We start from the raw sequence: 21840 nt of genomic DNA on the forward strand, positions 1-21840 counted from the left end.
CACCATCACTGCAGCTTGGGATCGCCAAAATTGTCTTGATCGGAGGGTGTGTCTTCGGGCACTCTGAAGCTCTCATTGGCCCATGCACCCAGATCAATACCCTTGCAACGCGCGCTGCAAAATGGACGATAAGCGTTTTGTGAGCTGAACAAACTGGGGCCACCACAGGTGGGGCATTTCACTTGTTTGGGCTTGGCAGATGGCTCGCTCATGGGTCTCTCACCAGATTCAAAAAGGGTCTGCGTTTTAAGAGCAGAGTGTCATTTCAAAGGGTGTGTCTTCTTTGCTGGCAAGCAGTTTGCCATCGGCTTGTTGTTGCATGAGGCGAATGACCACCAACAAACGGTTGCAGCTGATTTCTGGCGTGAGATTCAAGCCGTCGTCGATGCGCAAGCGCAGCAATTGAAAATTGCGACCCTGTGGCAAATTTTGTTGCAGCTGACCGCCTGTGGCCATCACCTTCTGGGTACTGCCAGATTCGCGCATCATTTTGAGAATGAGTTGAATGGCTTTGGCCAAAGGCGCAAAGTGCTGCGACCAGTTGTACAAATCGGCCTGCCTTGCATCGGGGGCATGGTGTTGCCACGCATGGTAGGCAGGCAAATCAAACTCGCAGGTGCCACCAGGAATGGCTGAGCGGCTTCGAATGCTGTTGAGGAACTCGCTCTCACTCAATGCGCTGCCCATTTTGCCAACCATGTTGTTGAGCGAGTCAAAGCGTTGATCGAGTTGTTCGATGATCAGGTCGAGTGCCTGCTCAGAAATGGAAGGGTTGCCACGGTAGCCGTTGAGTTGCTGTTTGTGCCGCTCGATGTCTTTGAGAATTTCTGACTTGAGCTCTGAGCGAGAAGCAACTTCCATGATTTCAAAAATCGTGGAAAGTGCGTAGTGGTGATCGAGGGCTTCGGATCGCTGGCTCAATTGGTTGAAGCGCGCAAACAAATGTTGCAAACGCAAATAAGTTCGAGTGCGTTCGTTGAGGGGGTATTCGTAAAGTATCACGCTGCGTCTTTCAGTGACAAGATCATAGCCCGAAGCGAGTCATCATTTCATGCACCAAGCGCTCCAAATGCGCTAAATCGATGCCTTCGTTGAAAATGACGGCATCGGCACATGCGAGCCGTTGTTGACGGCTGGCCTGCTGAGAAATGATGCGCTCAACATCGGCGCGGCCAAGTTGATTTCGGGCCATGACCCGCTGAATTTGGGTTTCTACTTCACAGTCGACCACGCAAACCCAGTCGACTTGGCGGCGCCATCGATCGCCAGACTCGACCAAAAGGGGCACGTCATAGACCAAACAGGCGTGGCCAGCCGCCACGGCGGCGTTGCTTTGTTCTTGGAGCACTTGCCCAACCAAAGGGTGAACAATGGCTTCGAGTTGGCGCTTGCTGGAGGGGTTTGAAAAGACCAGCGCGCGCATGGCTTCTCGGTCCATGGCGCCATCGGGGCCGATCAATGTCTCGCCAAATTCGGCCAAGATGGCTGGAATGGCTCTGCCCCCTGCTTGCGTTAAAGACCTGGAAATGGCATCGGCGTCCATAACTGTAGCACCAGCGCGCGCCAAGATACTTGCCACCGTGCTTTTGCCGCTGCCAATGCCTCCCGTGAGGCCCAGTCGAAGTGGCTTGCGGCTCAACGAATCAAGCTCCCATAGAAATGCCTAAAAAGAAACATGCGAATCCAGAAAAGGCCAAAAAAGGTCCAAAAGCGAAGTGTCCATTGTGACCCAGTTGCCCCCTCATTTTTTGACTGACCCCAAAAATCAGCCCTGAAATGGAGGCCAAAAGCAGCAGCGGTAACAGGCTCCACACGCCCACCCAAGCCCCAAGTCCGCCCAACAGTTTGAGATCGCCTTGGCCCATGCCCTCCTTGCCTGCAAGTTGCTCAAAGCCCCAACTGACCATCCAAAGAAGCCCATATCCTAGGACTGCGCCTGAGAGTGAATGCATAAGGGGGGTGGGGGTGAGGGACATGGCGCTGCCAATGAGGCCCACCCAAAGCAGCGCTTGAGTAAGCGCATCTGGTAGCAGGAAGGTTTCGGCATCAATCCAGGCAAGGGCCAAAAGCATGGCGCAAAAGGCGCTGGCTAACAGCGCCGGCCAAGCAAAGCCAAATTTGAGCAGGCACAAGCAGAACAAACCAGCAGTGAGAATTTCAACCAGTGGGTAGCGCCATGAAATTGTCTGCTGACAATGCCGGCATCGTCCTAGGCTCACAGCATAGGACAGCACAGGAATGAGCTCATACCAGTGAAGCTGGTGTTGACAGTGAGGGCAGTGTGACCTCGGCGTTTTGAGATTGAAAGCAGTCGTTTCTGGTTCTTCATTCCGCAAAATCATGAGAGGCAAGCGGTAAATGAGCACATTGAGAAAACTGCCGATGACCAAGCCAAGGACTGCAAACAACACGATGTGCCACAGATTGACCTCTGCCACGTGGGGCAACACCCATCCCATGGCGCCAGGCGGCTGCCAAAGTTGAGGCCATGCAGGGGGTGTGATCAAAAGACTTGTCCTAAGTTAAAGATGGGCAAATACAGGGCCAACAAAATGCCGCCAATGAGGGCACCCAGCAGCACCATGATGAGAGGCTCGAGCAGGGTGGAAAGGTTGCCAATTTGTTGGTTCACATCAGATTCCATGAGTTTGGCAGCTCGTTGAAGCATTGCGTCGAGCGACCCTGTTTCTTCACCAATGGCGCACATTTGAATGGTCATCGCAGAGAATAAGTTCGATTTTGACATGGCCTTGCTCAAACTGTGCCCCTCTTGGATGCGCTGCGCCAATGTGAGCGTGGCTTGGGCCAAATTGGGCGAGGCAGTGGCGGCCGATGCTGGCGAAAGCGCTTCTGCGAGAGGTATGCCAGCCTTGAGCAGCGCAGACAAGGTTTGGGACCATTTGACGGCCATGGCCGTGAGCAGTAAGGGTCCCAAGATGGGTGTAGCAAACACCATTTTTTCAAAATTGATTTGAAATCTCACCGATTTTTGATACCACCAGCGAAGCAAGGTGAGAACAACAAAGATGCCAGCAGAAAGAGCGCCAGCCCAATGTCCCAACCAGAAGCTCAGATCGATCAAAAGTTGTGTGGCCCATGGCAAAGAGGCTCCCATGCTTTTGAAAACATCCTCAAAGACCGGTACGACCCAAAGCAATATGACCACCAAAACCAGTGCCGCAATGGTGAGAATACTCGCCGGATAAATGAGCGCATTTTTGAGTTTGGCTTTCAGGGCGGCTTGGGCCTCTAGCGTATCGGCTAAGCGATCCAAAATGCTGTCGAGGATGCCTGCAGACTCGCCCGCAGACAACAAACTGCAGTAATGCTGATTGAAGATTTGAGGGTGTTTTTGAAAAGCACTGTGCAGCGATTGACCTGCATTGACCTCATCGCGAAGTGTTTGCAAGGTTGCGCCAAAGGCCTTCTGCGTGGCCCGTGTTCCCACAATGCTTTGGCTCAGCAGTTCAAAAGCCTGCGAGAGTGGAATACCGGCACTCATGAGCGCTGACCACTGCCGAGTGAAAACGCTCAGTGTTTTGGCTGGGACTGACTTGCTTGGGTAAACGTTCGCAGGTGGCTTTTCTCGCCTGGCCAAGGCCCGAGACATTGCAGCATCAAGGGACATCGGTGTGCGCCAGAACTTCGGCCAAAGATGTGATGCCCAGGGAAGCCTGCAATAGTCCAGCATGGCGCAACGAGCAGACGCCTTCCTTTTCAGCTTGGGTGGCCAACTCTTGTCGACTGGCATTTTGCAAAATCAAATGCTGAAGAGCAGAAGTGATGGGCATCAATTGGAACAGTCCTATACGCCCCCAATAGCCTTTGTAGCACTGAGAGCAGCCTTCAGCCGAATAAAAATGGTGCTGCGCAGTGGCTTGATGGCTCATGGATTGCAAGCCTAATTCTTTGAGCAAGTGGGCTGAAACCACCATGGGTTTGCGGCAGTGCACACACAAGCGGCGAACCAAGCGTTGCGCAGAAATTAGACTGATACTAGATGCCAAGTTGTAGGAGGCCATGCCCATGTTTCGCAGACGCACCAAAGCACTGGGCGCGTCTTGTGTGTGCAAAGTAGACAAGACCAAATGCCCCGTTTGGGAAGCTTTGATGGCGATGTCGGCCGTCTCATGGTCTCTGATTTCACCCACCATCAAGATGTCGGGGTCTTGCCTTAAAAATGCACGCAGTGACGTAGCGAAATTCAGGCCAATTCTTTCTTTCACATTGACCTGATTGATGCCAGGGAGTTGAATTTCAGAGGGGTCTTCTACAGTGGCAATATTGACTTCGGCTCGGTTGAGTAAATTCAGGCAGGCATACAAAGACTGAGATTTGCCTGAGCCTGTGGGGCCAGTGACCAAAATAAAGCCGTGCGGTTTTTGGATGGCATCGAGTAGTTTTTGCTTGTCCGATGGGTTGTACCCCAAATGATCCAAATTGAGTTTGGCCAAATCGCTTGATAAGACGCGCACCACAATTTTTTCGCCAAAGAGGGTTGGCAAAGTGCTCACCCGCAAATTAAGTCGCTGCGAATTTTCAAGTCCCAGATTCATGCGCCCGTCTTGCGGCAAGCGTTTTTCTGCAATGTCAAGGCGCGACAATACTTTGATACGGGATGCGATTTGGTCTTTGAACTCAAAAGGTGGCGCGGCGATTTCTTGCAGGACACCGTCTACTCGCAGTCGAACACGGTAAAAAGTTTCGAATGGCTCAAAATGAATGTCTGAGGCTCGCAAAAGCGCTGCAATTTCCCAAGTTTGCTGCAGGTAGTGAACCACAGTTGCATCTGTGTAGGGGGGCGGGTTGCCGGATTGGATTTCCATCTGAGCGCCGTTTCATGAGAACTGGGCATTCAATGATGCTTGCAATAGGGCCATCGCGACGGTTCAATTTAGAAATGCAAGAACATGTACGCTGTTGTCCTCTTCCTCAAATTGGATGAAAATCAGGCATGGTTCAAAAACTGAACTTTGAGGAACTCATGAAATTCGTATTTTTATTGGTCACCTTCCTAGCATTGAATGCACATGCAAGCGATCCCCCTAAAAAAGGGGATGACAAAAAATCCCAGGAACGATCGGCAGTACCAGAACGCATCACTCGGCCGAAATCAACGCCAGACTCTTTGCCTCAGCCAGTTGGGAAGAAGGAGGCAGGAGAGGTTTGTAGTAAGTTTGAATACAAAGAAAAGCCTGCCAAAATTGTTTGCTTGGACAAGGCAGTCGGGGAGAAGCCCAAAGCGGCCCCGAAATGAGACGAAAAAAAACCTACCGATTATTTCGGTAGGTTTTTTGGTTTTTGGAGTCTCAACAAAGAGACCCCCCACAATTTGCTTCCGCTTATTGGAACTTGATAGCACCCAAATTCACACCATTGGCGTAAGGGCCACCAACGGGGGTTGTTGACTGCATATTGGCTTGCAACAACTGAGCGTGAACTTCATTGACGCGCAGGGTTTTGAATGCGGTCATTGTGTTGGCAGAGCAACCAGTCACAGTCCAATTGGCATCGGTCAATGTGGAAGAGTAAGTTGGCACTGCACCATTGACTTGTGTTTTGCTAGTGCCAGTATTCACTTTTTCCGTCAATATCGTGATGGGAGTCTTGATGGTGGCAATGCAATCGGTGGTGGTCGATTTCAAGATGATGGTTGCTTTGCAAATGCCCACACATTCGGGGTTGGTTCCAAGTCCGACAGTCATCGATGTAGCGCCATCAATAGACCATGTTGTGGTGCCAGCACCTTTGACATAAACACCAACGCCAGCGCCAGCATTTGCTGGTGCACCAATGCCTTTGTAAACTGAATCGGTACCTACGCCAGACCACCAGTCGTTACCGCCTTGGTTCCAAGCGTAGCTTCCGGTCAAATTGTTACCAGGCAAAGCAGTACCTGCATTCGCAGGCGCATCACCGGCAACATATGAGTTTTGAGTTGCTGTTTGCTCTTGCACAACTGTTAATGCGGCGTATGGCAATGTGACAGTGACGCTGATAGCTGCTGAGGTCGCTTCCAAATAACTTGTATCAGCAGCTTTTTTGGCAGTGACTGAACAAGTACCAGCCGCAGTGGCAGACAAAGTGGAGCCTGAAACGGTGCAAGGACCAGACGCAACTGTGTAAGTCACAGCGCCTGAACCATTGCCACCCGTCGTGCTCAAAGTGGAGCTACCGGATGTGAGAAATGAGCTTGGTGTTGCAACAGCTACCAGTGTGGCCTGCGCAACAGGTGGTGGGGTACTGGAGCCACCGCAAGCGGCTACGAGTGCTGCCACAGAAATTGAAGCTGCTGAAAGTAGCCACCGGTTTGAAATGAAATTCATGAGAGTCTCCAAATAATGACAGGTACAGATACGCATAGAGTTGAAAGCGCTATCTGAAAGCGCTTTCAAGATCATAAATTTGCCGTGTTTAATTTGCAATCAAATTAGCCTAGGGATTTTCCCTAGTGATGTTGCCAGTGCAACGGAGGGTTGAGTGGCTCGATGGTGAGCATTGAAGTGTTTTGACTAATTTTTATAAACACGAACGTGCTCAATTTGAAATTCCACTGGGAAAATACTGTCATCAACTTTGCCGCCTAAATCTCCTCCGATGGCAATGTTCATCAACAAGTATTGAGGTCGGTCAAAAGGCCAAGCCTGTGTATCTCCATTTTTGGGATTGATGTAGTTGAAATAAATACGATCGTCGACGCCGATGCTGATTTTTTCAGGCGTCCAGGTCAATTGGTAGTTGTGAAACGTGGTGCAGGCATCTGGTACTGAAGCGCTGAATGAAGCCGGTGGTGTGCCGCCTTGCCAGTTGTATTTTTTGGTGTGCACTGTTGCAAAAACCTCAGTTGGTTTGCTACCTACAAACTCCATGATGTCTATTTCACCATCGTCTGGCCACACCATGCCTCTGGAGCCACCAACACCCAAGGTCCAAATAGCAGGCCATGTTCCTTGTCCGCACGGCATTTTGGCGCGAATTTCAAAAAAACCATAAGTCCAACTGGCCAAACCGCGGGTCACTAAACGTGCCGATGTATAGTTTTGACCGCCATAATCTGCAGCTGTTGTGAGCCTTTCCTTGCGGGCCGTGATGATCAATTTGCCGTTTTCAACACGAGAGTTTTCTAGCCGATTGGCTGCGTAATATTGCTTCTCATTGTTATACCAACCCGCTCTATTGCGGTCAGTGTCAAAAGCCCATTTTTTAGGATCTGGTAAGCCGTTTGTTTCAAACTCATCAGACCAAACAAGGGTCCAACCAGGCTTGCTAGAAGGGTTGAGTGGCGATGTCTGCGAGACATTCACTGCAATTGTCGAAGGCTCAGAATTCTGAGAAACAACTTGATTGCCGCCCCCACATGAAGTTAGAGAAATCATTGTCAATCCTGCCAGCAGGCACAAAAATTTAATTCTCACGCAGCAACATTCCTGGTTGTACGATCATCGATTTACCATCACTGAATTGAACTTTCAGGTCGGCTTTTCCTGAGTTGAATGCCAAATATGTTTTGCGCCCAGTAGCGTCTTTGAAGACTGAATAAAAGATGGTGTTGGCTGTAACACTGAAATCTGGTACACCCATGTCGTTAAGGCTGTAGAGCCAGTGCAATGCGTGGCTCCGCGTGTCACCTAGCTCAAATGAGCCCCAACGTTTCCAAGAATCAAGGCCTTGCTTTGGATCGGCAAGTGCTAAGTATTTGGCAAAAATGTCTTGCCAAATATCAGGCGGGTTTGCATATTTCCCTCTTGCAGCATACAAGGCAGTTTCAGGTCCAAGTGTGGCCACGCTTCGCTTGACATGGTTGGGCGCTCTCCCAAGGTACGTACTGGCCGTGGTGATGGGAAGCAAGTTAATGCCTTTGATTTGTCGTGGTTCATCTGTCCACCAAGTGTTGTGTGAGTATTTGCCACCGAAGACCATGCTGACCTCAGCATTTTTATAGGCCTTTGGAAAAACAATACCGTGGCTGTCAAACCAGTAATGGTGAATGGCTTCAATCTCTGTTGTGTAGAGGTACAAGCCCAAATTTCTGAGCTGCGTATTGCCAGTTAGCTCGCCCCACTGAATGAGCCCTGCCCAGGCATTGATGGCTTCTGAAGATGACTCTTGATTGTTGCCATGCTCACCCAGTCCAACGCCCGATGCCCATGAGTGACCTTCGTAAGGATCAAAGTTTCTCAAGAAAGGAAAGTCAGCTCTACCCCGTTCGCTGGTAGCGATATCTGCAATGAGTAAATTAACCATCCCACCCCATTGCGAAGGGCTAGCCCAAGCTGGATCGCGCAAGGCAATGTCGGCCATTGTTCGGATCCAATAGCCGTAGTGAAAATGATGGTCATTCATTTGTGAAATGCTGAAATATTCTTCTGGATAGGCAATGACAGCACCAAGAGACTTGTCCAAATGAAAATAAGTTTTGTTGTCTTTGCCCGAGAACCACTTCTCAATTCGGGTCTTCAAGGTTGCCAACAATTGATCGCGTGCTGCCAAGTCGCCTTGCTGCTCAACGACATCCATGAGCTTGGCTATTCGCTGCAATCCCTTACCTTGCCAATAAGGCCCAACGCCAATTTCAAGCATCATGCGCCTGGCGTTTCTCACGTCTGTTTTAGTGACCTCACTCAGTTCTTTAGCCTGCAGAGGATTTTTCACGCCTGGCCAAAAGGGCACAAATCCGTTGTAAGTGAATTGAGTTGCAAATGAATTGCTTGCCAGCAATTTAATGGGCCCCCTGATGGTGTCATACGCAGGTCCCAATTTGTCAGTGACAGTGGCGTTTTGATGCCAATGATGTGGGTAAAGTCCTAGAAGTGGGCTTCTCTGTAAGCCCTCCATCATTTTGCTGCTCACATCAAATTGGGTTTTGACTTGGCTTTTGGCAGAATCGAACTCCCAACTTACTTTGGTGTCAGAAACGAAAGCGTATGCATGCTCTTGGAGCAATTTGAATGCAGCAATTGAAGAGTCGGGTAACGCAGCCAAAGACAGATAGCCTTTTCCCTCGGGCATTGACAAGGCCCAAGAGCGATCATTCATGACCTCCCACTTTGCACCTGTAGGGGCAAAAAGTGCAAAAAATTGACCGTTCACTTCTAAGACCAAATGGTGTGCTTTGAGTGCCAATGGTTGCCCAGAAAGACTCTCTATTTTTTTACCTTCCGCGGGTAAGTCGATCCGAAGATTGCCACGACTGACTTGAAAGTAAACATAAGGACTGCCATGGGTAACGGTGGCTAAAAGTTGATCTTGCCCCTGAGATTGGCTGATATCAATTGACCAATCGCTGGTGCGAGCAAGTTTGGCCTTGCCAAGTGACAAGGTTGAACTTGAAATTCGAAGAGGATTTTTGTGAGCGTAATGTATTTCGACGTCTTGCCTCTCAGTTGGCACAACCTCTTGTCTTGGCAAAGATACTTCGATGCCAGCCTCCGTTGGCTTGACACTCAAAGGATGAGCAAAGATTGCCTCAGGTTTGTCATGAAAAATGAGAGTTGAATACCATTGGTTGGTAGGCGCTGCCTTGGTCAATAAATCTGGGGTTCTATGGGGTGCGGCAGGGGGGCGCGGATCTTGCCCTTTTGGATTAAGGACATAACTCGCAGCGCCAATACTGACATTTTGGGAGTGCGCCGAAAGGGGCAATAAAAAGCCAAACAAACCAAATGCAGTCAATGTGCTTAAGGCCAAGTAACGTGTGAGGGTCATGTTCCTACCTATTTTGTCAATCTATCTTGAAGCATCTGAATCATAATGAAAGCGCTTTCAAAAAGCCAGACAAGCCCTAGAAAAATGGCGTTTTTTTGAAATTTAAGGGTAAACGAGGGTGAATGATCATTGACGGTCAATCTCTCACAATTTAAGATTATGAAAGCGCTTTCAAATTAGTGAAACTATGACACATCCAATCTTGCCAAATATCGCACGCCAAAGTGCGCGGTTCCGATCCATCGCATTAGCCATTGTGCTTTTCTCGGGTGCTTCAAGTTATGCCATTGACTTTGGGCCAGAGGGAATGTTTAGCCTCACTGGATTTGCGAAATCAGAAGTTCGAAGAGGCAGTAACAATTGCAATGAATGCCAACTTTATCCACTCGAGAACAAACAAAGAATTTGGGCCGATGATTTGGTCGTAGGCAAGCCTTATGGCACAAGCAATTCAGATGTCACACTGTTTCAGCCATGGTTGGGCGTGAAATATGACCTAGGTCAGGGTTACAAATTCAATGGCTTGGTCAGCCAGAGATGGCGCGACGGAAAACATGACATTCCTGGCTTCTGGTATGAAAAAAATATAGCGATAAGTCATGACGACTATGGAAGTTTGAGAGTCGGTGCCATGACCACCCGAACATGGAGCATCGCGGACTATCCTTATGGCACCAACATTGGCGTGGCCAGTGTATGGGGATCAAGTGGCGCAGGATACGGCTTGCTGACAAAGGCGGTCAGATATACATCAAGAAAATTTGATGTTGCGCAAGGAGATTTGGTTGTTGAGGCCAGTTACGACCAAGGAAATCGTGATTTCAAAATTAACAAGCCAAAGTTTCTTGAACTTTATGCGCAGTATTACAAAGGCGATTTGGTCATTGACGCCATGTTCCAGGACACCCGAAATGGCAACCCTCAAGCTTGGAGTCAAGGACCCTTCACAAGCCTGACTCCAAATGTAGCCGACGATCCCAAGCTGGGCGGTTCTGGACAATCGATCGCCATGGTCATGGGCCGCTATCAACTTGATTCTCGAATTGAACTTTCTGGTGGCATTCGCATCAATCGCTGGAGTGGTGCATATGCAGTTATCACAGTTCCTGGTGCACAAGCTCAGTGGAATAACATGTTCAATGTCGATTGGAACGGCCAACTCAATGGCGTCCCCAATCCTGGTTATGCCGCAAGAACAGTAGACACCATGCTTGGCGCTCGGTACAGAATGGGGCAATGGACCGCACATACCGGCCTGACATATCTAGGCAAAGCCAATACTTCAAATCCCAGTGAGCGAGGACAAAGCAATGCTGCTCTGATCAATACATTGGGTCTGGGTTATGAAGTTCGTCAAGGCTTCCAAGTTTATGGCTTTGTTGGCATCGTTAACTATGCACGAATTGGCTTAGCTCCAATGTCAATGCCCTCTAACACTGCATTCACCGACGTCGATTCGCGAGTTACTCGCACAGGCAATTGGGCGGGTTTAGGCGCAGTTTACGTGTTCTAAATTGAAGGGACACAAGCATGAATAACTTTGAAAAATTGAACATGAAGAATTTGATCAAAAGCTACCTATCCTTATTGATGGCTGCGAGTATGGCTTTGGTATTGATTGGGTGTGGCGGGGGAGGAGTCGTCCCTTCCAATGGCGTACAAGTAAGAGCTTTAAGTGCAGATTTTGGCACTCGAAAAGCTGTTTCTTATTCTCCTTATCGCAGTACCAGCACCGACGGAAATAATTTTCAAAATGAAGTGGTAACCACCGCCAATGTCTTGCAAGATTTGCGTTTGTTACAAGATGGTGGTTTCACACTCATTCGCTTGTTCAACAGCAGTGATGCAATGGCCAAAGTGATATTGGAGACCATTAAAAATAACAATCTGGATATCAAAGTGATGCTTGGAGTCTGGATCCAATCCGGAAACCCTGGAGGGATCAACGAAGCAGAAATTGCCAGGGCGGTGAGCCTAGCCAACAACTACAAAAGTATCGTTTTGGCTTTGAGCGTGGGCAACGAAACGATGGTCAATTGGTCATTCAATCCAGTGTCTGTAGCCGACATGGTCAAATACATCAACGCTGTCCGTAGTCAAGTCACGCAACCAGTGACCACTGATGACAATTGGGCATTTTTTGCAAAGGCAAACAATAACCAAGAACCAAAAGCTATCTTGAATGCGGTTGATTTTGTGGCAATGCATACTTATCCACTGGCAGACTCAGTGCATGACGCTAACAAATGGAACTGGCAGCAAACTGATAAAGCAGCTAATTTGCGCGCAGAGGCAATGATGGATGCCGCTATTGCAGCCGCAAAAAGTGATTTCAATGCGGTAAGGTCTTACATGGACAACCTCGGCTTAACCAACACGCCCATTGTGATTGGAGAAACAGGCTGGAAGGCAGTAGCGTCTGGCGGTGAAAATTACCGAGCACACCCTGTTAATCAGAAAATGTATTTTGAACGTTTAACAGCTTGGAGCAACTCTAGCGCAGCTGCAAAACCAAAGAGCATTTTCTATTTTGAGGCGTTTGACGAGCCTTGGAAAAAAGCCGACGACAAATGGGGGCTGTTCAATGTCGAACGTAAGGCGCGTTATGTTGTGCAGTCACTCTATCCAAATAGCATTTGGGAATCCGGTGCTTACACATCTGCAGACGCCCTTTATTTTATTCCCACACAGAGTAACGGCACCATCACTGCCAATCGATACACTATTTTCTCGGACATGAATACCGCAGGTGAAGTCAGGCCTTCGGAGTCAATTTTGTGGGTTGGCTGGGACAACCCAGCAACTGCTTATGCGGGAAGCAGCTCTATCAGCTTTGCAACTGGCGATGGGCCCAATTCATTAGAAATCACACCCGCACCTACAAGCTGGGGCTGGGGCATGATTGCGGCCTTGCAAACTTCTGCAGATGACCTTTCACAATTTGCCACAACAGGTAAGTTGAATTTCAGCATCAAGACAACGTATCCAGGAAAAATTGAGTTTGGTTTTTTAACAGGTACCACAACCGCGGGCAGTGCTTACGATGTTTACCTCACAGTTGATCCCGCCAATAATCCATATGGTTATGTCAATGATGGAACTTGGCGCAACGTTTCCATACCTGTCAGCGCCATAACGCCTCGCGGCGCCATGGCCTATGGCATGACCGATGCCAGTAAGTCAAAACTAGATTTAAGCAAAGTGACTAACCCATTGGTCATTGCCGACAGGTATGAAAAAACAGGCAAGTCAAACAACTCGAATGACAGAACTAAGATCTACATTGACAATGTGTATTGGTCAAAATAAGAGTTAAGTGGATACAAGAAAGCCCTGAGATTGCAAATGCACTCTCAGGGCTTTTTCAATCAGCAGATCAGTTGACTCGATGACTTTTTGAGTCAAACCCCAGAATGTGGCTCTTGTTAAAAAACAAACCAATCGAATCATGACTTTTGAATTTTTTGTCAGAGTTCATTTTGACATTGATCAAGTTTGTTAAACCATTAACTTGGCAGTGATAAATGGAAGAGTCGCCTAAATGTTCAGCCAGCACCACGGTGGCTGGTAGACCTTGAGCAGCCTCAACAATGTCAATGTGTTCTGGTCGAAAAGCAATGCAATGTGGCTTTGTTGAAAAATTTTCTGAATGCAAATTCCACCAAGCCTTCAGCCATTCAGAGGCCATGTTGAAATTAGGTTTCTCAATCAAGTTTATGCGAGGCGAACCTAAAAAACTGGCCACAAATTGATTGCAAGGTTGCTCATACAGTGACAAAGGTGAACCCAACTGCTCTATGTTCCCATTGTTAAAAACTGCAATTCGATCGCCCATAGTCATAGCCTCAACTTGATCGTGCGTGACATAGATCATGGTGGTGCCTAATTCTTTGTGCAATCTTGAAAGCTCGATGCGCATGTTGACGCGCAACGCAGCATCAAGGTTGGACAGCGGTTCATCAAAGAGGAAGACTTTTGGTTTTCGAACAATGGCTCGACCAATTGCAACACGTTGACGCTCACCCCCCGATAGCTCTTTGGGAAATTTCTTGAGCATCTGATCAATGCGTAAAACCTCTGCAGCCTGACGGACTTGAAGTTGGCGTTCTTTTTCTTTGATGCCAGACATTTTGAGAGAAAAGCCCATGTTCTCTTCAACCGTCATGTGAGGGTAGAGTGCGTAGTTTTGAAATACCATTGCAACACCCCTGTCGGCTGGGTGTGTGTGCGTTACCTGAACACCGTCTATGGTGAGATCACCAGAACTAATTTCTTCGAGCCCAGCAATCATGCGCAATGTTGTTGACTTTCCACATCCAGATGGACCTACAAAGACCAAAAACTCGCCATCATGAACTTCCAAATCGATGCCGCGAATAACTTCATTTCGGCCATAAGATTTGTGCAGATTTTTAAGTACAACATGTCCCATGAACTTAATTTCCTAGAACGGTCACTGCGGGTTCGTTGAGCATATTTGTTTTTAACTCTGGTAATTGAGTCCCTTGCTTTAAAAACTCTCTGTACCAAAGTGCACTGTCCTTCAGAACCCGCTTTTGTGTCTCGTAATCGACGTGAACGATGCCAAATCTCTTTTCATAGCCACTGGCCCATTCAAAATTGTCCATCAAGCTCCACACCATGTAGGCCTCTACTGGTACGCCTTGCTCAATGGCATCTGACAGTGCTCTGATGTGCTGCTGCAAGTAATCAACGCGATTTTTATCGTGGACGCTGCCGTTGACTATTTTGTCTTTGAACGCTGCGCCATTTTCTGTGATGTAAATGGCAGGCAGTGGATAGTCGCGATGCATTCGAACCAGCAATTCTGTTAAGCCTTGTGGATAGACTTCCCATTGCATGTCTGTTACCGGTAAACCGCTTTTCTGCACGTCCCATGGATCAGCCGCGCTAACCACTGATCTGGAGTAATAGTTAACCCCTAAGAAGTCTAGTGGCTGTTGAATGTGAGCCATGTCGTTTGACTCAATTTGAGGGGCATCACTGCCCAAGAAATCCAAAACATCGGCTGGATATTCTCCCTTGAACAGTGGATCCATGTACCAGCGAAGCAGTCGGCCATCTTCCAGTTTTGTTTTTTGTTTATCTTCAGTTGATTCAGTTGCAGAATGCATTGGCGCTAAATTCAAAACAATCCCAAGCTTGGCGGTTTGACGCTCAGCGCGCAGTGCTTGCAAAGCCAAACCGTGACTCAACAACAGATGGTGCGAAACTTGTGTCGCTACGCCTCTGTGTTTAATCCCTGGCGCAAATATGCCTGTTTCATGGCCAAGATGTGCAATGACCCAAGGTTCGTTGTGTGTTGTAAACGATTGGACCCGATCACCCAAGCGACGAGCCACGGTTTGCGCATAGTCTACGAAGCGATGGACTGTTTCACGGTTAGCCCAACCACCCATTTGCTGCAGCGCATCCGGAAGATCCCAATGGTTGAATGTGACTGATGCCGCTATATTTTTTTCAAACAATGCATCGATAACGCGATCATAAAAATCTAAACCTTTTGAATTCCATGCCCCCTTGCCTGTTGGTTGAACGCGAGGCCAAGAAATGGACATTCGATACGCATTGACGCCCAAATCTGAAATGATTTGAATATCGTCTTGCCAATTGTTGTAGTGGTCACAAGCAACTAGACCATTGCTGGCATCTGCAATCGCGCCTGGTTGCTCGCAAAACCGATCCCAAATTGAAGGACCTTTGCCATCAGATCGACCGCCACCTTCAATTTGAAATGCAGCCGTGGCAACGCCCCAAATAAAATCTTTTGGAAACTTTTTTATGCGCATTGCGTTATTTAGATCGGACATTTGCTTGGAATTTCAATGGTGTAAAAAAATGGTGTTACTTAACAGCGCCTGACGTTAAGCCTTCTATCAATCGCTTGGATGAGAAAGCAAACAAAATGAGCAGGGGAACGGTTGCGATTGCAGAGCCAGCCATCAATGCCCCCCACTCTGTATCTACCGGGCTTTGCATGCTTCTCAGCGCCAATGGCAATGTGTACATTTCAGGGGAACGCATGACCACCAATGGCCCAATAAAGTTATTCCACGAAGCAATGAATGTAATCAGGCCGAGCGTGCCCAATGCAGGCTGCAATAAAGGCAGAACGATCCGTGCATAGATCCCTAGCTCTGAGCAACCGTCCATTCTGGCGGCCTCAATCAGTTCTCTAGGAATGGATGTCAAAACAAATTGGCGCATTAAAAAAATTCCAAATGCACTGGCGGCACCAGGGATGAAAAGAGCATGGGGCTGATCAATCCAACCCAGCACATCCATGATCATGAAGGTAGGAATCATGCCCAAAAAAGAGGGTATCAGCATGGTCCCCATGACCAGGAGAAACAGGGGTTTTTTAAACTTGAACTCAAACATGGCGAATGCATAACCCCCCATGGAGCAAAAGATCAACGTCAATGCAGTAGACGCCAATGCAATGTAGAGACTCCAGCCAAGACTGTTCCAAAAATGAATTTTTTCAGTCAATATTTTCAGATTTTCAAAAAATGCAGTACCAGGCCATAGGGGTGGGGGCAGTGTGAAAATTTCGGATTTAGTGTGTGTGGCAAATACAAACATGAAATAGAACGGCGCAAGCATGATCAGGCTACCCAAACCCACCATGACATATGCCGTCACTACGCTGACTGAATGACTACCTTGCAATCGACGGCTTTCAGTCATCATGTTTCTCCCCTCTTAGGTTTGAATGCCAAGTTGGTCAACCAAGTGAGGACAGCCACAAAAACAAAAAGAATCCAGGATAAAGCGCTGGCTGTTCCGAAATCATTGAAATCAAAAGCAGTCCGATACATGTACATGGCAGTGGTCATGCCAGATTGATCACTGCCGCCACGGCCGCCAGTCAAAATGAAGGGCTCTTCAAACAATTGCAAACCACCAATCAGAGTCAAAGTCACACCAAAATAAATCATTGGTTTGAGACTTGGCAGGGTGATGTACCAAAACTGATTCCAACGACTGGCACCATCCATGGTTGCTGCTTCATACATGTCCTTCGGAATTGTTTGAAGTGCAGCCAAGTACAAGACTGTGTTGAATCCGACATATCGCCAAAACACCACAAATGAAATTGCAGGCTTGATGAATTCAGATTCACCTAACCAATCAATGGGTTGTTGCGGAAAAAAACTACCAATCAAAGGCAGTTGGGCCGCACCAGCAATCACCTGATTGATCAGTCCGTAGTCAGTTGAGAACAAGGTGCTGAACATCATGGCGATGGCCACAGTGGAAGTGATGTACGGTAAAAAATAGGCCCCGACAGTGGCATTGCGTGTGCGCTTGAACTGAGCATGAATGACGCAAGCTAGCGGAATTGCAATGAGATGTTGAGGAATTCCAGACACTGCAGCAAGCCAAAAAGTGTTCTTGATTGATTTCCAAAACCATTCATCTTCTAGTGTGAAAATAAAATTATCAAGGCCTACGTAAGACATGTTGGCCAAGCCAGATGTAGGCTCCCAACTTTGAAATGCCAGAAACAAAGAGAACAGAAGCGGAAACAGTCCAAAGATAAAAAATAAAAGAACAAAAGGTGCCAGTAAAACGTACGGCACAAGTTTGGGGTGGAGTCGCCAGCGAGGACGGCGCTGAAGTTTGGGGGATATTGGGGTCATGGAGTTAACGCCGTGCACGACGCTCCAGCAAACGGTCTGCATCTTTCAATGCCAAGCGTATATCCTTACCTTGATTGAGCACTTTATCGAGCTCTGTGTTGATCACTTCATCGGCAAAAGTATCCAGTCGATGAACTTTAGGCGCTTGAATATGGCGCGTGGCTTCGCGCCATAAAATTCGAGCCTTTTGCTGTCCAAGAAAAGCGATAGGTTCATTGAAAAAAGCATCGTTGTGAACACTGATCAGTGCAGGAAAAGCGTCTTGTGATTTGAAGGCTTCCAACTGACGATCAGGATTGAGAGTCATCAATTGAATCAGATCCCAGGCAAGCTCTTTTTGTGTTGCAGCTTTCGGAATGGCATAGAAGCTTCCGCCCCACGCTGCCCAGGTATTTTCAGGTAACTGTGATGCACGCCAGAGTCCCTTTGTTTCAGGTGCAAGCCAGTTGTTGAGATGTCCTGCAATCCATGCGCCAGACATTTGAGTGGCAACATGACCTCGTCGAAAACCTTCTGCCCATTCGTTAGACCATGCGCTGATTTTGCCGTCCAATTTGTTGTCTCGAATTCGTTTGGCCAACTCAAAAGCCTTTACAAATCGTTCGGTGGTAACAAGAGAATGACCTGCCGCATCAAAATACAAACCTTCGCCTGACTTAACGCCGCCACGAATAATCAAATCTTTCACATCTCGAGCATGGGCTACGAGGTAGGCGCCAGTTGATTTTTTGATGACAACCCCGGCTTTGATGTAACTGTCCCAACTGTTTGTTAGGTCGGCTTCTTGCAGTCCTGATTTCAGCAATAAGTCCTGCCTGTAAAGCAAGGTACCTGGACCTATGTCTGTTGGTATGGCAACCAAGCGACCCGTTGAAGATTTGGCTTGGTCAATTGAAAATGCAACAAACAAATGCTTCGATTCGTTCAAGTTGTAAGGCGGGGCACCAAGGTCTTCAAGTCCACCCCCAGTAGCAAAGCGGGCAACGTAGCTTGACTCTAGAACCATCACATCCGGCGGTTTGGATGAGGTAGACAAAGCGGTGGTCATTGCAGTGTGGTGATCGGCGTACGCTCGACTGATCACTTTGACTTGAACGCCTGGGTGTTTTTTCTCCCATGCGGGCAATGCTGCTTTGATAATACTGTCAACCGCAGGATAGGCGGCCACAGTTAACACTTTCTGAGCATGTGCACAGAGTGTCAGATGGCTTAGCAAAACCGCTATGACAACAGATCGTATATTTGCAAACATTGTGGAAAGACGAAACTCAGGCGCAAATTGACCAATGCGATGCACTGAAAGCAACTCATGAAAGCGCTTTCAAGAATTATAGTGACCGCCGTCAAATTGGGTCAAAGGGTTATCCCTAGCCCTTATGGCTGAGCTCAATCAAGGCTTGGCTGTCGATTCCCGAACGATCAACTTGGGTGCAGGCATGACAGCTGTTGGCTTGGTGTCTGCCAACATTTGCAAAATGGCAGAAGCGGTTAAGCGGCCTAGTTCGTAAGCAGGTTGATGGATTGTGCTCAAAGGCGGCGCAACGTAGATGGAATGGTAAAGATCATCAAAGCCAATGAGGGACACATCTTCGGGAATTTTGAGACCCTTGCGATGCAAGCTCAGAGCTGCACCGTATGCCATTTGGTCATTGGCAGCAAAGAGTGCTGTAAATTTGCGTCGGTTTGAAAGAAGTTGATCCGTGGCATTGAGGCCCCCATCGACTTGGTAGTCGCCTGACACCACCAACTGCGGGTCAAATGGAATGCTCGCATTTTTGAGCGCTGTGGTGTAACCCCGAAATCGCTCATTGGCATCAGGATGTGCGGCATCCCCCGAAATAAAAGCAATTTTGCGATGGCCTAAAGAAATCAAATGCTCAGTGGCTAAAACGCCGCCTGCAAAGTTGTCGAAGTTAAGGGCAAAGAGACCGCCACCTTTGATATTGCGCCCCGTGACGACGATTGGTAAATGTTTGGCAGCGTTTTTAAGTGCTTGGTCACTCAAGCGGCCGTTTAAAACGATCAACCCATCAACACGGCGCGATCTGAGGACATCAATGCAACGGCCTTCAGTCACGGGGTTCCAATGGGCGCTCACAAACAAGGGACTGTAGCCAGCACTGTCGAGTTCATCTTCAATACCGCGCAGAGCAGGGCCATAAAAGGGACTGTCTATGGCTTGCGTAACAACGCCAATGCTCAAAGTGCGTCCACCAGCAAGGCCTCTTGCTACAGGGTTGGGAACAAAACCTAACTCTGCAATAGCTTCATCAATGGCTTTTCTCTTTTCATCGCTGACAACGGCAGTACCGTTGAGGATACGAGAAACAGTGCTTGGTGAGACGCCAGCCAGCTTGGCAACACGCTCAAGTGTGACGGGGCCGGACTTGACATTTTCGGCGCGCTTGTTTTTCATAATTTAAGTAAGTTTCAAAATAGAACTTATCATGAAAACGCTTTCACAGCAATCTTGTGAGGAGGCTAAGTCACTTGAAGTTATTGTCATCCTGATGATCAAGTCATGACTTCATTGATGCATAAATCACCATTAATTGGCCAAACCCACAAATACGTTTTGCACATCGTCATTGCCGTCAATGCCGGCAAGGAAATTTTCCACTTCTTCCAGTTGCTCTACAGACAGATTGGCAGGATCGACTGGGTTTTTAGGTTTGTATCCTAATTTGTTAGATAAGACCGTAAATCCATGGTCTGGCAGGGCTTTGCTAACCAGATCTAAATCTGTCGGGTCCGTGATGAACACAGTCACGCCGTCTTCATCGGCCACTTCGAAGTCTTGTGCGCCTGCTTCAATGGCAGCCAGTTCTGCATCTGCATTGGTTTGAGCAGCTTCTGCTTCAATCAATCCGACGTGATCAAAATCCCAAGAGACCGAGCCAGAAGTGCCCAGCTGACCTTTTCGAAACAAAACACGAACTTCAGATGCTGTGCGGTTGAGGTTGTCGGTCAGTGCTTCGACCATCACAGGAACTTGATGCGGAGCAAACCCTTCATAAATGACACGCTCAAAATTGACGGGGTCACCCAAAAGGCCAGCTCCTTTTTTGATGGCACGTTCAAGCGTGTCTTTGGGCATAGACACTTTTCGGGCTTGCTCGACCACCAGTCGGAGCCGAGAGTTGGCAGCAGGGTCGGCCCCACTTTTGGCAGCCATCATGATGTCTTTGGCCAGACGTCCAAAGAGTTTGCCTCTAGCGTCTGCGGCTTGCGCCTTGCCTTTTGCTTTCCACTGCGCGCCCATGGGGAGTACTTTCTCTGTGAGGGTGTAAGCTTGTCATTTTAAGACATGCTAAGACATTCCTTAGGCGCCTCAAGTTCACACTCTGACGACTCACACAGTGATATCGACGTTGCCGCCCTTGGCCTGGCCAGTTGGTTTGACCTCCTGTCTGGTCACTTCTCGCTGAGCCTCTGTTCTTGGTGGTGGCGCTTCTTTTTTCTGCTCTGTTTGCACGGGGCGCTCTTGTTGCACCCGAGGGGTGTCGGGGCGATTGTTGGCGGGACGAATTTCTGACATGATGAAACTTCCTTGAAATTGATGTGGGAATTTAGGGCGCTTCGACAAATGACATTGTCAAGCAAATTAAGATTCAACAGGCATCATTTGTCTGAAAGCACCTTGTGAAAATCGCCATCCAACTTTTATGAAATTGCTCAAAAAATGCTTGGTCGTTGGCGTTTCGGCATGTATTTATTACCTGTCTTTGCTCATCAATGAGTGGGTCTGGGGCGAACCCGGTTTTTCCTTTGATGTGCACTGGGTGTTTTTCCCAAGCGGCATCAGGTTTGTTCTGGTTCTCCTGGCATTGGAGTCTGGGGCTTTGGGCATCGCATTGGGCGGTATTCTTTGGATCTATCAAGACCACCCTGAATTGGGTCTTCATTTTGCTTTGATGACTGGGTTTATTGCAGGGCTCTCGCCGTTGCTGGCTCGCCAACTCAGCGTGATGTTTCTGGGTTTAGACCGTGAATTTAAAGTGGTCTCCCCCATGACCTTGTTGAAGATTTCACTGCTTTTCGCTACGCTGAGTGCGTTTTTGCATCAACTTTGGTTCTACACCTTGGGACTCACGGAAAGCTGGCTCTTAAGTTTCAGTGTCATGGCATTGAGCAATTGGGCAGGAACCTTGTTGGTCTTAATGACCTTCAAGTTCATGGATCTTTCAGGGATCGACGATATAGGCAAAAAATTACTCGAGACCATTGCCATTAAAAGTGCACAAGGACAGCCTTTGGTCGTGACGCAAACCATGGAGTTGAGTGACATTGCCAGCCCCGCCACCATCCACAGGCGCATTGAGATTTTGAAAAAAGCGGGACTGATTAAGGTCATGCAGACTGAGCAAAATCAAAAGGTCAAATTTTTGGTGCCCACCCAAGCGAGCATCGACTATTTTGAGAAGCTGGGCAAACTCATGACCTCAGCTCTTCGCGCCTAACTCCCTCA

The 21840-nt window shown here is 48.2% G+C and carries 21 protein-coding genes; 4 read left to right on the forward strand and 17 right to left on the reverse strand.

The window, feature by feature from the left end:
* Nucleotides 1-5 precede the first annotated feature (5 nt).
* Genes B9Z32_RS03670 through B9Z32_RS03695 form a run of 6 tightly spaced genes read right to left on the reverse strand, consistent with a single transcriptional unit; the run spans nucleotide 6 to nucleotide 4826 of the window.
* Nucleotides 6-212 (reverse strand): DNA gyrase inhibitor YacG, encoded by a 207-nt coding sequence (locus tag B9Z32_RS03670; RefSeq protein WP_108419995.1) that lies wholly within the window; start codon nucleotides 210-212, stop codon nucleotides 6-8.
* A 34-nt stretch (nucleotides 213-246) separates the two neighbouring features.
* Nucleotides 247-1002, reverse strand: a complete 756-nt coding sequence (gene zapD, locus B9Z32_RS03675) for a cell division protein ZapD (RefSeq protein WP_108419996.1) — start codon at nucleotides 1000-1002, stop codon at nucleotides 247-249.
* A 22-nt stretch (nucleotides 1003-1024) separates the two neighbouring features.
* On the reverse strand, nucleotides 1025-1639 hold the full coding sequence (gene coaE / locus B9Z32_RS03680) for a dephospho-CoA kinase (RefSeq protein ID WP_108419997.1): 615 nt from the start codon (nucleotides 1637-1639) through the stop codon (nucleotides 1025-1027).
* A gap of 4 nt (nucleotides 1640-1643) precedes the next feature.
* Entirely contained in the window at nucleotides 1644-2507 is an 864-nt protein-coding gene (locus B9Z32_RS03685) for an A24 family peptidase (RefSeq protein ID WP_233248046.1), read from the reverse strand.
* Nucleotides 2504-3628, reverse strand: coding sequence for a type II secretion system F family protein (locus B9Z32_RS03690; protein WP_158268170.1), 1125 nt, complete (start codon nucleotides 3626-3628; stop codon nucleotides 2504-2506). The genes B9Z32_RS03685 and B9Z32_RS03690 overlap by 4 nt, the downstream gene beginning before the upstream one ends.
* The gene (locus B9Z32_RS03695) at nucleotides 3618-4826 is read right to left on the reverse strand and encodes a GspE/PulE family protein (protein ID WP_108419999.1); all 1209 of its coding nucleotides are present in this window, start codon (nucleotides 4824-4826) and stop codon (nucleotides 3618-3620) included. The genes B9Z32_RS03690 and B9Z32_RS03695 overlap by 11 nt, the downstream gene beginning before the upstream one ends.
* Before the next feature lie 128 nt (nucleotides 4827-4954).
* On the opposite strand from B9Z32_RS03695, the gene B9Z32_RS03700 reads away from it, so the two are divergent.
* Nucleotides 4955-5257 carry a hypothetical protein gene (locus tag B9Z32_RS03700; protein ID WP_108420000.1) on the forward strand — a complete coding sequence of 101 codons (303 nt, stop codon included), beginning with the start codon at nucleotides 4955-4957 and terminating at the stop codon, nucleotides 5255-5257.
* 85 nt (nucleotides 5258-5342) lie between these two features.
* Here B9Z32_RS03700 and B9Z32_RS03705 read toward each other — a convergent pair whose 3' ends face one another.
* From B9Z32_RS03705 to B9Z32_RS03715, 3 genes are all read right to left on the reverse strand, one after another.
* Entirely contained in the window at nucleotides 5343-6326 is a 984-nt protein-coding gene (locus tag B9Z32_RS03705) for a hypothetical protein (RefSeq protein WP_108420001.1), read from the reverse strand.
* A gap of 186 nt (nucleotides 6327-6512) precedes the next feature.
* Nucleotides 6513-7304, reverse strand: a complete 792-nt coding sequence (locus B9Z32_RS03710; RefSeq protein WP_233248048.1) for a family 16 glycosylhydrolase — start codon at nucleotides 7302-7304, stop codon at nucleotides 6513-6515.
* Nucleotides 7305-7404: 100 nt separating this feature from the next.
* Entirely contained in the window at nucleotides 7405-9705 is a 2301-nt protein-coding gene (locus tag B9Z32_RS03715; protein WP_108420003.1) for a glycosyl hydrolase, read from the reverse strand.
* Nucleotides 9706-9892: 187 nt separating this feature from the next.
* Between B9Z32_RS03715 and B9Z32_RS03720 the strand changes: the two genes are divergently transcribed.
* Nucleotides 9893-11218, forward strand: coding sequence for a hypothetical protein (locus tag B9Z32_RS03720; protein WP_108420004.1), 1326 nt, complete (start codon nucleotides 9893-9895; stop codon nucleotides 11216-11218).
* Between the two features lie 17 nt (nucleotides 11219-11235).
* A complete protein-coding gene (locus B9Z32_RS03725) occupies nucleotides 11236-13014 on the forward strand; it encodes a glycosyl hydrolase family 17 protein (protein ID WP_108420005.1) in 1779 nt (592 codons plus the stop codon).
* Between the two features lie 67 nt (nucleotides 13015-13081).
* Here B9Z32_RS03725 and B9Z32_RS03730 read toward each other — a convergent pair whose 3' ends face one another.
* The 8 genes from B9Z32_RS03730 to B9Z32_RS03765 form a co-directional block, all read right to left on the reverse strand.
* Nucleotides 13082-14137: an ABC transporter ATP-binding protein gene (locus B9Z32_RS03730; RefSeq protein WP_108420006.1), complete on the reverse strand. Its 1056-nt coding sequence runs from the start codon at nucleotides 14135-14137 to the stop codon at nucleotides 13082-13084.
* 4 nt (nucleotides 14138-14141) lie between these two features.
* Nucleotides 14142-15515 (reverse strand): GH1 family beta-glucosidase, encoded by a 1374-nt coding sequence (locus B9Z32_RS03735; protein WP_108420007.1) that lies wholly within the window; start codon nucleotides 15513-15515, stop codon nucleotides 14142-14144.
* A 55-nt stretch (nucleotides 15516-15570) separates the two neighbouring features.
* Nucleotides 15571-16419, reverse strand: coding sequence for a carbohydrate ABC transporter permease (locus B9Z32_RS03740; RefSeq protein WP_233248050.1), 849 nt, complete (start codon nucleotides 16417-16419; stop codon nucleotides 15571-15573).
* Nucleotides 16416-17102 carry a carbohydrate ABC transporter permease gene (locus tag B9Z32_RS03745; RefSeq protein ID WP_233248052.1) on the reverse strand — a complete coding sequence of 229 codons (687 nt, stop codon included), beginning with the start codon at nucleotides 17100-17102 and terminating at the stop codon, nucleotides 16416-16418. The genes B9Z32_RS03740 and B9Z32_RS03745 overlap by 4 nt, the downstream gene beginning before the upstream one ends.
* Before the next feature lie 274 nt (nucleotides 17103-17376).
* Entirely contained in the window at nucleotides 17377-18624 is a 1248-nt protein-coding gene (locus B9Z32_RS03750) for an ABC transporter substrate-binding protein (RefSeq protein WP_108420967.1), read from the reverse strand.
* A 138-nt stretch (nucleotides 18625-18762) separates the two neighbouring features.
* On the reverse strand, nucleotides 18763-19788 hold the full coding sequence (locus B9Z32_RS03755) for a LacI family DNA-binding transcriptional regulator (RefSeq protein WP_108420009.1): 1026 nt from the start codon (nucleotides 19786-19788) through the stop codon (nucleotides 18763-18765).
* Nucleotides 19789-19920: 132 nt separating this feature from the next.
* The gene (locus B9Z32_RS03760) at nucleotides 19921-20634 is read right to left on the reverse strand and encodes a YebC/PmpR family DNA-binding transcriptional regulator (RefSeq protein ID WP_108420010.1); all 714 of its coding nucleotides are present in this window, start codon (nucleotides 20632-20634) and stop codon (nucleotides 19921-19923) included.
* Between the two features lie 90 nt (nucleotides 20635-20724).
* Nucleotides 20725-20910, reverse strand: coding sequence for a hypothetical protein (locus tag B9Z32_RS03765; protein ID WP_108420011.1), 186 nt, complete (start codon nucleotides 20908-20910; stop codon nucleotides 20725-20727).
* A 127-nt stretch (nucleotides 20911-21037) separates the two neighbouring features.
* On the opposite strand from B9Z32_RS03765, the gene B9Z32_RS03770 reads away from it, so the two are divergent.
* Complete coding sequence (locus B9Z32_RS03770; protein ID WP_108420012.1) at nucleotides 21038-21832, forward strand: hypothetical protein; 795 nt, start codon at nucleotides 21038-21040, stop codon at nucleotides 21830-21832.
* The last annotated feature ends 8 nt before the right edge of the window (nucleotides 21833-21840 follow it).

The sequence above is a fragment of the Limnohabitans sp. MMS-10A-178 genome, from assembly GCF_003063375.1.
In the GTDB taxonomy this organism is placed as follows: domain Bacteria; phylum Pseudomonadota; class Gammaproteobacteria; order Burkholderiales; family Burkholderiaceae_C; genus Limnohabitans_A.